16 protein-coding genes are annotated in these 11,803 nt (G+C 66.9%); 10 read left to right on the forward strand and 6 right to left on the reverse strand.

Going from position 1 to position 11,803, the window contains the following annotated elements:
* Positions 1-34: 34 nt before the first annotated feature.
* The 5 genes from ACSQ86_RS00220 (at position 35) to ACSQ86_RS00240 (ending at position 4,051) form a co-directional block, all read left to right on the forward strand.
* Positions 35-649, forward strand: a complete 615-nt coding sequence (locus tag ACSQ86_RS00220; RefSeq protein WP_436294801.1) for a LysE family transporter — start codon at positions 35-37, stop codon at positions 647-649.
* 1 nt (position 650) lies between these two features.
* Positions 651-1,505, forward strand: a complete 855-nt coding sequence (locus tag ACSQ86_RS00225) for a ParA family protein (RefSeq protein ID WP_436308271.1) — start codon at positions 651-653, stop codon at positions 1,503-1,505.
* 42 nt (positions 1,506-1,547) lie between these two features.
* Entirely contained in the window at positions 1,548-2,090 is a 543-nt protein-coding gene (locus tag ACSQ86_RS00230) for an RBBP9/YdeN family alpha/beta hydrolase (protein WP_436308272.1), read from the forward strand.
* A gap of 5 nt (positions 2,091-2,095) precedes the next feature.
* Entirely contained in the window at positions 2,096-3,037 is a 942-nt protein-coding gene (locus ACSQ86_RS00235) for a ParB/RepB/Spo0J family partition protein (RefSeq protein ID WP_093107344.1), read from the forward strand.
* Positions 3,038-3,154: 117 nt separating this feature from the next.
* Complete coding sequence (locus tag ACSQ86_RS00240) at positions 3,155-4,051, forward strand: CsgG/HfaB family protein (protein WP_436302258.1); 897 nt, start codon at positions 3,155-3,157, stop codon at positions 4,049-4,051.
* Positions 4,052-4,116: 65 nt separating this feature from the next.
* On the opposite strand, the gene ACSQ86_RS00245 is transcribed toward ACSQ86_RS00240, so the two are convergent.
* Positions 4,117-5,541, reverse strand: coding sequence for an FAD-binding oxidoreductase (locus ACSQ86_RS00245; protein ID WP_436302259.1), 1,425 nt, complete (start codon positions 5,539-5,541; stop codon positions 4,117-4,119).
* 58 nt (positions 5,542-5,599) lie between these two features.
* Between ACSQ86_RS00245 and ACSQ86_RS00250 the strand changes: the two genes are divergently transcribed.
* From ACSQ86_RS00250 to ACSQ86_RS00260, 3 genes are all read left to right on the forward strand, one after another.
* The gene (locus ACSQ86_RS00250; protein ID WP_436302260.1) at positions 5,600-6,172 is read left to right on the forward strand and encodes a cob(I)yrinic acid a,c-diamide adenosyltransferase; all 573 of its coding nucleotides are present in this window, start codon (positions 5,600-5,602) and stop codon (positions 6,170-6,172) included.
* 25 nt (positions 6,173-6,197) lie between these two features.
* Positions 6,198-6,551 carry a hypothetical protein gene (locus ACSQ86_RS00255; protein ID WP_436302261.1) on the forward strand — a complete coding sequence of 118 codons (354 nt, stop codon included), beginning with the start codon at positions 6,198-6,200 and terminating at the stop codon, positions 6,549-6,551.
* A gap of 96 nt (positions 6,552-6,647) precedes the next feature.
* The gene (locus ACSQ86_RS00260; protein ID WP_436308273.1) at positions 6,648-7,070 is read left to right on the forward strand and encodes an RcnB family protein; all 423 of its coding nucleotides are present in this window, start codon (positions 6,648-6,650) and stop codon (positions 7,068-7,070) included.
* Between the two features lie 4 nt (positions 7,071-7,074).
* Here ACSQ86_RS00260 and ACSQ86_RS00265 read toward each other — a convergent pair whose 3' ends face one another.
* Positions 7,075-7,323, reverse strand: coding sequence for a hypothetical protein (locus ACSQ86_RS00265; RefSeq protein WP_093106939.1), 249 nt, complete (start codon positions 7,321-7,323; stop codon positions 7,075-7,077).
* Positions 7,324-7,429: 106 nt separating this feature from the next.
* Positions 7,430-7,921, reverse strand: coding sequence for a TIGR01841 family phasin (phaP, locus tag ACSQ86_RS00270; RefSeq protein ID WP_436308274.1), 492 nt, complete (start codon positions 7,919-7,921; stop codon positions 7,430-7,432).
* A 100-nt stretch (positions 7,922-8,021) separates the two neighbouring features.
* On the opposite strand from phaP, the gene ACSQ86_RS00275 reads away from it, so the two are divergent.
* The gene (locus tag ACSQ86_RS00275; protein WP_436308275.1) at positions 8,022-8,624 is read left to right on the forward strand and encodes a TetR/AcrR family transcriptional regulator; all 603 of its coding nucleotides are present in this window, start codon (positions 8,022-8,024) and stop codon (positions 8,622-8,624) included.
* A 190-nt stretch (positions 8,625-8,814) separates the two neighbouring features.
* Positions 8,815-9,720 (forward strand): alpha/beta hydrolase, encoded by a 906-nt coding sequence (locus tag ACSQ86_RS00280; protein WP_436294794.1) that lies wholly within the window; start codon positions 8,815-8,817, stop codon positions 9,718-9,720.
* Between the two features lie 15 nt (positions 9,721-9,735).
* Here ACSQ86_RS00280 and minE read toward each other — a convergent pair whose 3' ends face one another.
* The 3 genes from minE to minC are packed head-to-tail and all read right to left on the reverse strand — an operon-like array spanning position 9,736 to position 11,643.
* The gene (gene minE / locus ACSQ86_RS00285; protein ID WP_093106928.1) at positions 9,736-10,020 is read right to left on the reverse strand and encodes a cell division topological specificity factor MinE; all 285 of its coding nucleotides are present in this window, start codon (positions 10,018-10,020) and stop codon (positions 9,736-9,738) included.
* Between the two features lie 3 nt (positions 10,021-10,023).
* Entirely contained in the window at positions 10,024-10,839 is an 816-nt protein-coding gene (gene minD / locus ACSQ86_RS00290) for a septum site-determining protein MinD (RefSeq protein ID WP_436308276.1), read from the reverse strand.
* Between the two features lie 48 nt (positions 10,840-10,887).
* Complete coding sequence (gene minC / locus ACSQ86_RS00295; protein WP_436302266.1) at positions 10,888-11,643, reverse strand: septum site-determining protein MinC; 756 nt, start codon at positions 11,641-11,643, stop codon at positions 10,888-10,890.
* Between the last annotated feature and the right edge of the window lie 160 nt (positions 11,644-11,803).

Genomic DNA, 11,803 nt, shown 5'->3' on the forward strand with positions numbered 1-11,803 from the left:
TTAGACTCGACGCTCTCCCATCCAAGGCAATTTCATGTTCGGCATCGCTGACTACGGCGCGTTCGTCGTCGCCATCATCATATTTCTCGCGATTCCCGGACCCGGGAACCTGGCGATCATCACCTCCACCGGCAAGGGCGGAATCCGTGGCGGACTGGCCGCCGCCCTGGGCTTGATCGCCGGAGACCAGATGCTGATGTGGGCTGCCGTGGCCGGCGTCGCCGCCTTGCTGGGCGCCTATCCGCCCGCGTTCAAGGCCGTCCAATGGCTGGGTGCGGCCTACCTCGCCTGGTTGGGATTCAAGATGCTGACGGCCAAGCCGGGCGCCGCGCCAGTCCTGAACATCCGTCCGCAGCAGTACTTCCGGCAGGCCTTGATGATCACGCTGCTGAATCCGAAGGCGATCGTCTTCTATATGGCCTTCTTTCCGCTCTTCGTCGACCCGGCTCGCCACCAGGGGCTCACGACCTTCGCGGTGATGGCACTGACCATCGCCGTGCTGACCTTCATCTATTGCCTGATCGCGACGCTGCTCACGCATTTCCTGGCCGAGCGCCTGCGCGCCAATCCCCGCATCTCGGCCACGCTGGAAAAGCTCGCCGGCGTCTTCCTGATCGCCTTCGGCCTCAAGCTGGCGGTGTCCAGATAGCATGGCGAAAATCTTCTGCATCGCGAACCAGAAGGGCGGCGTCGGCAAGACCACGACCACCGTCAACCTGGCCGCCGGACTGGCCAAGGTGGGTCAACGGGTCCTGATGATCGATCTGGATCCCCAGGGCAACGCCACCATGGGCTCGGGCATCGACAAGCGGCAGCTGGAAACGACGGTGTACGACGTGCTGCTCGAGTCCGCTTCCGTGGCCGAAGCACGGGTGAAGTCCGAAAAATGCGGCTATGACGTGCTGGGCGCGAACCGCGAGCTGGCCGGTGCCGAGGTGGAAATGGTCGCGCTCGACCGACGCGAAAAGCGCCTGCGTACCGCGCTGGCCGCCGTCGGCGCCGAGTACGACTTCATCCTGATCGACTGCCCGCCCAGCCTGAGCCTGCTCACGCTCAACGGTCTGTGCTCCGCGCACGGCGTGATCGTGCCGATGCAGTGCGAGTATTTCGCGCTCGAAGGGCTGACCGACCTGGTCAACACCATCAAGCAGGTGCACGCCAACCTCAACAAGAATTTGCAGATCATCGGACTGCTGCGCGTGATGTTCGATCCGCGCATCACGCTGCAGCAGCAAGTCAGCGAGCAACTCAAGTCCCATTTCGGCGAGAAGGTGTTCGACACCGTGATCCCGCGCAATGTGCGACTGGCCGAGGCGCCGAGCTATGGCCTGCCGGGCGTGATCTTCGATCCGGCGGCCCGGGGCAGCCAGGCTTTCATCGCTTTTGCGCAGGAGCTGGTCGAGAAGATGCCGCCGGCCAGTGCGCTGGCCGGCGCTTCGCCCGTGCCCGCACCGGAACCGATGGATGCGCCGCCGGTTGCGATCCAGGATCCGAACGGCCTCTGAGGCCCGCGGGATCGATCTCTTTTGCTATCAATTTCGCAGCAGATGACTGTCCCGAAAATCCTGTTGTTGCCCGGCTGGCAAGACAGCGACCCGCCACATTGGCAGAGTCGCTGGGAGGCGGTTCATGGCGATCATCGAGTCGAGCAGCATGACTGGATGCGCCCCTTGCGCGGTGACTGGTCGGCCCGCCTCGAAGAAGAGATCCTGGCTGCGCCGGGGCAGGTCGCGCTGGTGGCGCACAGCCTGGGCTGCATCCTCGTCGCCGCCTGGGCCGCGCATTCGCGCAACACGCACAAGGTGGCGGCCGCGCTGCTGGTCGCGCCGGGCGATCTGGAGCGCGAGGACCTGCGCGAGCTGATCCCGGGCTGGGCGCCGATCGTGCGCCAACCCTTGCCATTCCGCGCTCTCATGATCGCGGCCAACGACGACCCCTACTGTGCTGCCGAGCGCTCGCGCGCAATGGCCGGCGACTGGGGAGCCCGCTACATCGACGCAGGTCGAGGCGGCCACCTCAACGGCGAATCCGGCCTGGGCGACTGGCCCCATGGCCGTCAATTGCTGAACGATCTATGGAAAGAAGAATGACCTCGATGGCCACCAAGAAACCCAAGGGCCTCGGCCGCGGACTCGAAGCCCTGCTGGGCCCGACCTTCAACGGTCCGGACAGCTCCGCCAACGACGATGCCGCGCCGCCCAACCCGACCGCGCTGAACCTCGACCAGATGGTGCCCGGCGTCTACCAGCCGCGCACGCGCATGGACGAGGGCGCGCTTTACGAGCTGGCCGAGAGCATCAAGGCGCAGGGGATCATGCAGCCGATCCTGGTTCGCCGCCTCGATGGAGATGCGGCGCGCACCAAGAACGCCGAGTTCGAGATCATCGCGGGCGAGCGCCGCTTCCGCGCGGCCAAGCTGGCCGGCCTCGACAGCGTGCCCGTGCTCGTGCGCGACGTGCCGAATGAAGCCGCCGCTGCCATGTCGCTGATCGAGAATATCCAGCGCGAAGACCTCAACCCGCTGGAAGAGGCCCAAGGCCTGCAACGCTTGGTTGCCGAGTTTGGGCTCACTCACGAATCTGCGGCCCAGGCGGTGGGCCGTTCGCGCAGCGCCGCCAGCAATCTGTTGCGTCTTCTGAACCTGGCCGAACCGGCTCAGGCGATGCTGATGGCGGGCGACATCGACATGGGCCATGCGCGCGCGCTGCTTTCGCTCGACAAGGGCACCCAGATCACCGCGGCCAACCAGATCGCCGCCAAGAAGCTCTCGGTGCGCGAGGCCGAGGCGCTGGTCAAGAAGCTGGCCGCCGAGTTCAGCCTCACGCCGTCGCCGCGGCGCGGCGCCGCCGAGAAGTCGCGCGACCTCCAGCGCGTGGAGGAAGAGCTGGCCGATCTGCTGGCGGCCGAAGTCGAAGTGCGCATCAAGAAGCGCAGCAAGCGCAACGGGAAGGTGGAGGAGAGCGGCGAACTCGCGATCCACTTCGGCTCGCTCGAAGCGCTCAACGGTCTGATCGACCGCATCCGCCAAACGGCATAACTCACGACATTTCGGATCCCTTCCTTCCGGGCGATTGATTCGCCGGCTTCTTTGCGCATATGCTCAGGAGTTACTTTTTTTAACTTTAGCCCGAAAGTTCTCGGAGGGGATTCCACCATGCACATCGCTCGACTTCCGCTTGCCGCCGTCGCCGTGGGGGCGCTTCTTTTGACCGGTTGCCAGACCACGGACATGCAGATGGGCAGCCAGAGCGCGAAGACCGTGGCGACCGGCAGCGCAGCCGGCAGTGCATCGGCCAATACCAGCAGCTCGCTCGAGCGCTGCGCCTCGCCACTGGGCACCGTGTCGCTGATCGAGAACCAGTCGGCGGGCTGGTACACCATCCTGCGCAACGAATACAAGCTGCCCCCGACGGCCAACCTGCTGCGCCTCTTGATCCAGCAATCCAACTGCTTCGTGGTGGTCGAGCGCGGTGCGGCCGGCATGAACGCCATGTCGCGCGAGCGCGATCTCATGCAGTCGGGCGAAATGCGCCAGGGCAGCAACTTCGGCCGCGGCCAGATGGTGGCTTCCGACTACGGCATGTCGCCCGAGATCGTGTTCAGCAACAGCAATGCCGGTGGAGTCGGCGGCTCCTTGGGCGGCCTGGTGGGCGGCCGTTACAGCGGCGTGCTGGCAGCGGTCGGCGGCAACCTGCAGACCAAGGAAGCGAGTGCGCTGCTCACACTGATCGACAACCGATCCGGCGTGCAGGTCGCGGCCTCGGAAGGCAGCGCCTCCAAGACCGACTTCGGCGCCTTCGGCTCGGTCTTCGGCGGCAGCGGTGCCGGCGCTCTCGGCGGCTACACCAACACGGCGCAGGGCAAGGTCATCAGCGCCGCCTTCATGGACGCCTTCAACCAGATGGTCGTTTCGCTGCGCAACTACAAGGCGCAGACGGTGCAGGGGCAGGGCCTGGGCGGCGGCGGCCGGCTGGGTGTCGATGGCGGCGTGGCGCCGTCGCAGACCTCGGCGCCGGCCGAGCGTGCGCCAACTCGGCGCAACAGCAAATAAGACCCGACGCTCAGGATGCAAAGCCCGGCGCGGCTCTTCGAGCCCCGGGCTTTTTGCATTCTTCTTCAGAGGCTGAAGATCTTGCCGGGGTTCATGATGTTCTTCGGATCGAGCGCGCGCTTGATCGTGCGCATCATGTCGATCGCGCCGGCGCCGGCTTCGGCGACCAGGAAATCCATCTTGTGCAGGCCCACGCCGTGCTCGCCGGTGCAGGTGCCTTCGAGCGCCAGCGCGCGCGACACCAGCGCGTGGTTGAGCTTCTCGGCCGTCACGCGCTCCTCGGGGGCATTCGGATCCAGCAGATAGCCGAAGTGGAAGTTGCCGTCGCCCACATGGCCGACCAGGAAGTAGGGGATGCCGCTGGCATCGGCCTCGGCCACCGATTCGAGCAGGCAGTCGGCCAGCCGCGAGATCGGCACGCAGGTGTCGGTCGAGATCACGCGGCAGCCGGGGCGCGACTGCACGGCCGCGAAATAACTGTTGTGCCGCGCGGTCCACAGGCGCGTGCGCTCTTCCGGCGTGCTGGCCCATTCGAAGGCCTTGCCGCCGTGGCCGCTGGCCAGTTCCTGCACGGTCTCGGCCTGTTCCTTGACGCCGGCCGGCGAGCCGTGGAACTCCATCAGGAGCATCGGTTCCTCGCGCAGGCCGAGCTTGGCGTAAGCGTTCACCATGCGCACGGTGTTGACGTCGATCAGCTCCACACGCGCGATCGGCACGCCCAGCTGGATGATCTCGATGGTGGTGCGCACGGCCGCCTCGATGCTCGGGAAGGAGCAGATCGCGGCCGACACCGCCTCGGGCAGCGGATAGAGGCGCAGCGTGATCTCGGTCACCACGCCCAGCGTGCCCTCGCTGCCGACCATCAGGCGCGTGAGGTCGTAGCCGGCCGATGACTTCTTCGCGCGCGTGCCGGTGCGGATCACTTCGCCGCTCGCGGTGACCACCTCGAGCGCCAGCACGTTCTCGCGCATGGTGCCATAGCGCACCGCGTTCGTGCCGCTCGCGCGGGTGGCGGTCATGCCGCCGATCGAAGCGTCGGCGCCGGGGTCGATCGGGAAGAAGAGGCCGGTGCTCTTGATCTCGTCGTTGAGCTGCTTGCGCGTGACGCCGGGCTGCACCGTGACCGTGAGGTCGTCGGCGTTGGTCGAGAGCACGCGGTTCATGCGGCTCACGTCGATGCTGATGCCGCCCTGCACCGCGAGCAGATGCCCTTCGAGCGAGGAGCCGACGCCGAAGGGGATCACCGGCACGCTGCAGTCGCTCGCAAGTTTGACCGCGTCGGCCACGTCCTGCGTGCTCTCGGCGAAGACCACGGCCGAAGGCGGCGGCGCATCGAAGGAAGACTCGTCGCGTCCGTGCTGCGTGCGCACCGCCATCGCGGTCGAGCAGCGCTCGGCAAAGCGCGCCTTCAAGGCTGCGATCAGCGCATCGGGCACCTCGCGCAGCGCGATCTCGGGCGTGAGATGGGAAAGGGCGGCGGGGGCGTTCATCGGCGGGTCTCCTGAAGGGTCTACCATTCTACGAACCGCATTCGAAAAGGGCCCCGACATGGGCAATCGACTCACTCAGATCGCCACGCGCACCGGCGACGACGGCACCACCGGCCTCGGCGACAACACGCGCGTGCCCAAGGACCACCTGCGCGTGCACGCGATGGGCGACGTGGACGAACTCAACTCGCACATCGGCGTGCTGCTGTGCGAGCCGATGCCGGCGCCCGTGCGCGAGCTGCTGGTCGACGTGCAGCACCAGCTCTTCAACCTCGGCGGCGAGCTCTCGATGCCGGGCTACACGCTGCTCAAGGCCGATGCGCTGCTGCAGCTCGACAACGCGCTGGCCGAGCACAATGCGGCGCTGCCGCGCCTGGCCGAGTTCATCCTGCCGGCCGGCACCCGCGCCGCCTCGCAGGCGCACGTGTGCCGCACGGTCGCGCGGCGCGCCGAGCGTGCGGTCGTCGCGCTCGGCGCCGAGGCCGAACTCAACGATGCGCTGCGCCAGTACCTCAACCGCCTGAGCGATCTGCTGTTCGTGCTGGCGCGCGTGCTCAACCGCGTCGACGGCGGCGACGACATGTACTGGAAGAGCGAGCGCATGGCGCGTGCCGCTGCCAGTGAAGAATGACGACTTGAACCCAGGAACCCGAACCATGCCCATCGAACCCCGTTCTCCCGCATTGATCGCCGCGCTCGCATTCGCGGCCATGCTCGCGCTGCCGGTTGCCGCGTCGGCCCAGAGCGCCGACAACCCACCGAAGGCGCAGCGTGCCAACACCCTGAAAACCCCGCCGCGCGACAACAAGGTCCTCGGCGGCATCGAGCGCGGTTCCGATGCCGCCGGCCGCGGCATCGACCGCGCGGGCAGCGCCACCGAGCGTGGCGTCAACAACGTGTCGGAGCGCGCGAGCCGGCCGGTGCGCAGGGTGGGCGAGGCCTTCGGGCGCAAGCTCGGCGGCGGCCATGCCGCGCCGCCGCCGGTCGGGCCGCAGGGCAGCGCGCCCTAGCTTTACCTTGCTTCATCTCGCGCGTACATGCATGGCGCGCGAGCGACACACGGGCCTTCGACACTGAACTCCTCATCAACGCGAAGGAGTTCCAAGATGATCGAGTCCAAGAGCATGGCCGTGGCCGCAGCGGCGCTCGCGATGTGCATGGCGGGCAGTGCCTTTGCGCAGGACCGCCGGTTCGACCACGACGATCGCCGGGGCCCGCAGCACTATCAGCAGCAGCAGCAGCAGCAGCAGCAGCAGCAGCAGCGTCATTTCGAACGCCACGGTGCTCACCAGGACTTTCGGGAGGGCCGCCATTTCGACCGCCACGGCTATTCGCATCCGCGTGCCGAATGGCGCCGCGGCGGCTACGTGCCGCGCGAATACCGCGGCCGCAACTACGTGGTCAGCGACTGGCGTGGCCACCGGCTGCATGCGCCCCCGCGTGGCTACCAGTGGGTCGGCGTCGGAGGCGACTATGTGCTGGCCGCCATCGCCACCGGCCTGATCGCGCAGATCATCGCGGGCCAGTAAGGCTTCAGACGGCGGTCGGCGCCATCTGGGCGCACACGTTGCGCCCGGTGATGGTCAGGCGCAGCCCGCCGCCATGCCATTCGAGCCAGTTCAGTTTCACGTAGGCGTCGATGTCCTTGTCGTCGATCCGGTCGGCCTGGCGCTGGGTCAGCAGATCGACCGTGGCAGGCAGCGCCTGCCGCAGCCGCTCCCGGGCCGCGGCTTCATCGGCCGCCGTCGGGGAAGTGCGCGTGGAAGTGGAAGTCGATGCCATGGCTGATTCTTTTCCGATCGCTGAGGAATGGGGACCAATGTACGCTTCCTGTGTGAAGCGTCACGGACCTTTTTCTCGGATCAGGCCATAAGACATCGGCGAGGCATCATTTGCGCTTCGGCTGCAGCAGCTTGCTGACCTCGTCCACGTTGGACCGGATGCGTTCGCTCACGATGTCAAAAGCCTCGGCCTGCGACTTGGCCGCCAGTTCCGACAGCTCGCGGATGTCGTCGAGCGCCTGCTTGAAGGCGGCCTTGCCCATGGCATCGAGCTTGGCGAGATTCTCCCGCGGGTCGGCGGGCGACATCCCCTTCACCGTGCCCTGCCATTCGACGATCGATGCCTTGAGCATCTCGGTCTGGCGCTGCACCACCGCCTGCAACCCCTGGTAGGACTTCTCGTTGGCCTGCACCAGCGCCTGCAGGTCCTTGCGCCCGCTCTCGACGATGGCGCCTGCGGCGCCCGCCAGCGGAAGGTTCTGCAGGCGTTCGGCCATGCCCTTGAGGGGCTTGATCAAGGCGTCCTGGACATCCTCCGCGGCCGTGGGGCGCGCTTTCTTGGCGGCGGTGGCGCCGCTCGATTTGCTGCTTGTTGCCATGCTTTTCTCCGTTCTGTGGTTGGGGCTGCCACGATACGCCCACACCAGGGCTTCATGGAAGTGGCTTGCAATTTCGCACGCATGTGCTAAATTGGCTCGCATGGACGCCAAGACCCAGAAGAGCGAGATGACCCGCACCGCCATCGTCGGTGCGGCGATGGATCTCGCCTCGGCCGAAGGCCTGGAGGCCATCACGCTGCAAGCGGTGGCCACGCGGCTGGGCTTGTCCAAGAGCGGGGTGTTCTCGCGCGTGGGGTCGCGCGAGGCCTTGCAGAAGGCGGTGATCGAGGAATTCGGCCGCCGCTTCCTGGCCGATGTCTTCGTGCCTGCGATGCAAAAGCCCAAGGGCCTCGCGCGCCTCGACGAGATCGTGTCTCGCTGGATCGTGCGCACGCGCGACGTGGAGATCGAAACCGGCTGCATCTACACCGCCGGAGCCTTCGAGCTCGACGACCGCGAAGGCGAGCTGCGGGACCTGCTGCTGGAAGAAGTCACGCGCTGGCGCGCCGCGCTGCGGCGCACCGTGCTGCAGGCCATCGAGACCGGCGAGCTCAAGGCCGAGACCGACCCCGCGCAGCTCGTCAGCGAAGTCAACGGCCTGGTGATGGCCCTGCTGCACGACGCGCGCTTCCTGCGCGACCCGCGTGCCGCTGAGCGCGCCGTGCTGACCTGGCAACGGCTGGTCGCCAGCTACCGGGCCTGAACCCCCATGTCTCTCTGCCTTGCCCGTTCCCTTGTCTGAATTTCGCACAACTGTGCGATAAAAGGAGAAACCTCATGTTGATCGCTTTTCTCTTTCTTGGAGCCTGCCTGGTGGGGCTGGGCATCCGTTCCGTCGTTGATACCGTGCGCAGCCTCCCGCGCAGCAACGAAGACTGGGTCTGGTACTGAGCATGGAATCCACCATCAGCACCGGCGCCAGCGCCGCCGCTTCCAACTACTACGGCGCCAGCCTCGCGATGCGCGCACTGCGCTTCGCGCTGGGCACGGCGCAACGCGCCTGGCCGGCTCTTGGGGTCCGCGCCGCCTATCGGCTCTTCGGCACGCCGCTGCCGCTCAAATGGATCAACCGGCGCCACGGCCCGGGCGCGGGCTGGCGGCGCGAAGCCTGGCCCTTCGAGGACGCGAGCATGGGCCTCTACACGCCCGCCGTGATGGCCGCCGACACGCCGAAGGTCCTGCTGGTGCACGGCTGGGGCGGTCATGCGGGCCAGATGCTGGCGCTCGCGCAGGCCGTGGCGGCCGAGGGTTTCACGCCGGTGCTGCTCGAGATGCCGGCCCATGGCCGCAGCGCGGGCACCGTCAGCAACTTGCCGCAGTTCGCACGTGCCATCGACTACGTGGCAGCGCGGCTGGTGCAGCAGGGCGCCATCCTGCAGGCCGTGGTCGCGCACTCGCTGGGTGCCAACGCGCTGGCCTACGCCGCGGGCCGCGGCCTGCCCGCGCAAAGCCTGGTGCTGCTGGCGCCGCCCGCGTCGCCGCACGCGTTCACGCGCTATTTCGCGCACGTGTTCGGCCTCAGCGAGCGCACGCGCGCCGCGATGCAGCGGCGGATCGAGGCGCGCGAGGGCATCCTGATGCCGCTCCTGGAGCCGGCCGCCGTCGGCCCGCGCATCGGCCAGCCCACGCTGGTCGTGCACGACCGTGACGACCGTGTCAATCGCTTCGCGGACGGCGTGGCTTACCGCGATGCGATCGCGGGCGCGCGGCTGATCGCAACCGAAGGCCTGGGCCACAGGCGCATCCTCAAGGAGCCTTCGGTGCTGCAGGAAGTGGTCGCGTTCATCGTCCGGCCCTGAGCGCCGGAAGAAGCTTCAGCGCGCCGCGAGCGCGGCCGCTGCCGCGTCGGGCAGCTCGATCTTGACCTCGAGCACCTCGAGGTCGTCCTGCTTCTCCAGGTTGACCTTGATGTCCTCGGCCTTGATCGACACGTACTTGGAGATCACCGCGATCAGCTCGCGCTGCAGTTCCGGCAGGTAGTCGGGCCGCTTCTTGCCGCTCAAGCTGCTGCGCTCGTGCGCGAGGATGATCTGCAGCCGCTCCTTGGCGACGCTCGCAGTCTTCTTCTTTTCGCCCAAGAGGAACGAGAGGAGGGACATGGCTTATCTCCCTCCGAACATGCGCTTGAAGAAGCCCGGCTTCTCGGCATCGATGAAGCGCATCGGCTTGTCTTCGCCGAGGAAGCGCGCCACCACGTCGCTATAGGCCTCGGCCACGTCGCTTTCCTTGTCGTGGATCGCGGGCACGCCCTGGTTGGAAGCCTGGAGCACGCTTTCGGATTCGGGGATCACGCCGATCAGCTTGATGCGCAGGATGTCCTTGATGTCCTCCAGCGAGAGCATCTGCCCGCCGGCCACGCGGTTCGGGTTGTAGCGCGTGATCAGCAGGTGCTCCTTGATCGGGTCGCCGCCGTTCTTCGCGCGCTTCGTCTTGCTGCCGAGCATGCCGAGGATGCGGTCGGAATCGCGCACCGACGAAACTTCCGGATTGGTCACGACCAGGGCCTCGTCGGCGAAGTGCATCGCCATCAGCGCACCGGTCTCGATGCCGGCCGGGGAGTCGCAGACGATGTAGTCGAAGTCCATTCCGCCGAGGTCCGTCAGAACCTTCTCGACGCCGTCCTGCGTGAGCGCGTCTTTGTCGCGCGTCTGCGAAGCGGCCAGCACGAACAGGTTGTCGCACTGCTTGTCCTTGATGAGGGCCTGATTCAGGTTGGCCTCGCCCTGGATCACGTTGATCAGGTCGTACACCACGCGCCGTTCGCAGCCCATGATCAGGTCGAGGTTGCGCAGGCCGACGTCGAAATCGATCACGGCCGTCTTCTTGCCGGCAAGCGCGAGCCCCGACGCAAAGCTCGCGCTCGTGGTCGTCTTGCCGACGCCGCCCTTGCCCGAGGTCACCACCACAATTTTGGCCATTCCATTCCTTCGTTTATTTCGGTTGTCAGGTGTGCGAGGCGCGCCGCTTCATTGAATCGCGCTCATCACGATTTTCTTGCCGTCGAGCGAGATCTGTGCCGGCTTGCCAGCGATGTCTGCCGGCAGAGCGACTTCCGAGGTGCGGTAGATGCCCGCGATCGCCACCAGCTGCGCTTCCATGCAGGTCGTGAAGATGCGCGCCTCGGCATTGCCGCGCGCACCGGCGATCGCCTTGCCGCGCAGCGGTGCATAGACGTGGACGTTGCCGTCGGCGATCACCTCGGCGCCGAAGCTGACCACGGCGGTCACGACCACGTCGCCGCCCCGCGCATACACCTGCTGGCCCGAGCGCAAGGGCTTGTCGATCACCAGCGTGCCGTTCGCCGGCACCGGCACTTCGCGCACGATTTGCGGCGCCTCGCTGGGCGCCTCGGCCGGCGGCGCAGGCGGGCGGGGGCTCGGCGTCACCGGCATCGCGGCCAGCGACAGGCCGGCGGCACGGGCCGCGGCATTCTGCGCATCGTTGCCGCCGCGCACGGCGATCGGCTGCGTCTGGTGGCGCGCCAGCAACGCGCGCAGCGCGGCAAAGTCGATATTGGCGCCCGCTTGGTCCTCCTGCAGCTGCGAGAGGTCGATGACCACCGGCTCCTGATCGAAGAAGTCAGGCGAATCGGCCAACTGGACGTCCAGCGCCTCGGCGAGAACGCCGAGCTCGGCCGTCTTGAGGATCACGGCGATCAGCGGCAGCGTCGCGCTCTTGAATTCGAATACCGCCTTGGTGCGCGCGGCGGAAGCATCGGCCATGGAAAACGTTGGTGCGAAAAGCGTTGGAGTCTAACGGGGAGCAGGCCGCACGCCGCTGACAGGCTGGTGAAAGAACACGCGGCACAACATCTCTTGCACCAGGTTGCATTTTTTGCGGTCATGAAGGAGCGCCCGATTCCTACACGGGCCCCGGAAATCT

The organism is Variovorax sp. LjRoot130 (assembly GCF_964253755.1).
Lineage (GTDB): Bacteria > Pseudomonadota > Gammaproteobacteria > Burkholderiales > Burkholderiaceae_C > Variovorax.

What these genes read in the sequence shown, in the direction of transcription:
- ACSQ86_RS00220 (WP_436294801.1), top strand. Translation starts at nt 35, where the DNA reads ATGTTCGGCATCGCTGACTACGGCGCGTTCGTCGTCGCCATCATCATA.
- ACSQ86_RS00225 (WP_436308271.1), top strand. Translation starts at nt 651, where the DNA reads ATGGCGAAAATCTTCTGCATCGCGAACCAGAAGGGCGGCGTCGGCAAG.
- ACSQ86_RS00230 (WP_436308272.1), top strand. Translation starts at nt 1,548, where the DNA reads ATGACTGTCCCGAAAATCCTGTTGTTGCCCGGCTGGCAAGACAGCGAC.
- ACSQ86_RS00235 (WP_093107344.1), top strand. Translation starts at nt 2,096, where the DNA reads ATGGCCACCAAGAAACCCAAGGGCCTCGGCCGCGGACTCGAAGCCCTG.
- ACSQ86_RS00240 (WP_436302258.1), top strand. Translation starts at nt 3,155, where the DNA reads ATGCACATCGCTCGACTTCCGCTTGCCGCCGTCGCCGTGGGGGCGCTT.
- ACSQ86_RS00245 (WP_436302259.1), bottom strand. Translation starts at nt 5,541, where the DNA reads ATGAACGCCCCCGCCGCCCTTTCCCATCTCACGCCCGAGATCGCGCTG.
- ACSQ86_RS00250 (WP_436302260.1), top strand. Translation starts at nt 5,600, where the DNA reads ATGGGCAATCGACTCACTCAGATCGCCACGCGCACCGGCGACGACGGC.
- ACSQ86_RS00255 (WP_436302261.1), top strand. Translation starts at nt 6,198, where the DNA reads ATGCCCATCGAACCCCGTTCTCCCGCATTGATCGCCGCGCTCGCATTC.
- ACSQ86_RS00260 (WP_436308273.1), top strand. Translation starts at nt 6,648, where the DNA reads ATGATCGAGTCCAAGAGCATGGCCGTGGCCGCAGCGGCGCTCGCGATG.
- ACSQ86_RS00265 (WP_093106939.1), bottom strand. Translation starts at nt 7,323, where the DNA reads ATGGCATCGACTTCCACTTCCACGCGCACTTCCCCGACGGCGGCCGAT.
- phaP (WP_436308274.1), bottom strand. Translation starts at nt 7,921, where the DNA reads ATGGCAACAAGCAGCAAATCGAGCGGCGCCACCGCCGCCAAGAAAGCG.
- ACSQ86_RS00275 (WP_436308275.1), top strand. Translation starts at nt 8,022, where the DNA reads ATGGACGCCAAGACCCAGAAGAGCGAGATGACCCGCACCGCCATCGTC.
- ACSQ86_RS00280 (WP_436294794.1), top strand. Translation starts at nt 8,815, where the DNA reads ATGGAATCCACCATCAGCACCGGCGCCAGCGCCGCCGCTTCCAACTAC.
- minE (WP_093106928.1), bottom strand. Translation starts at nt 10,020, where the DNA reads ATGTCCCTCCTCTCGTTCCTCTTGGGCGAAAAGAAGAAGACTGCGAGC.
- minD (WP_436308276.1), bottom strand. Translation starts at nt 10,839, where the DNA reads ATGGCCAAAATTGTGGTGGTGACCTCGGGCAAGGGCGGCGTCGGCAAG.
- minC (WP_436302266.1), bottom strand. Translation starts at nt 11,643, where the DNA reads ATGGCCGATGCTTCCGCCGCGCGCACCAAGGCGGTATTCGAATTCAAG.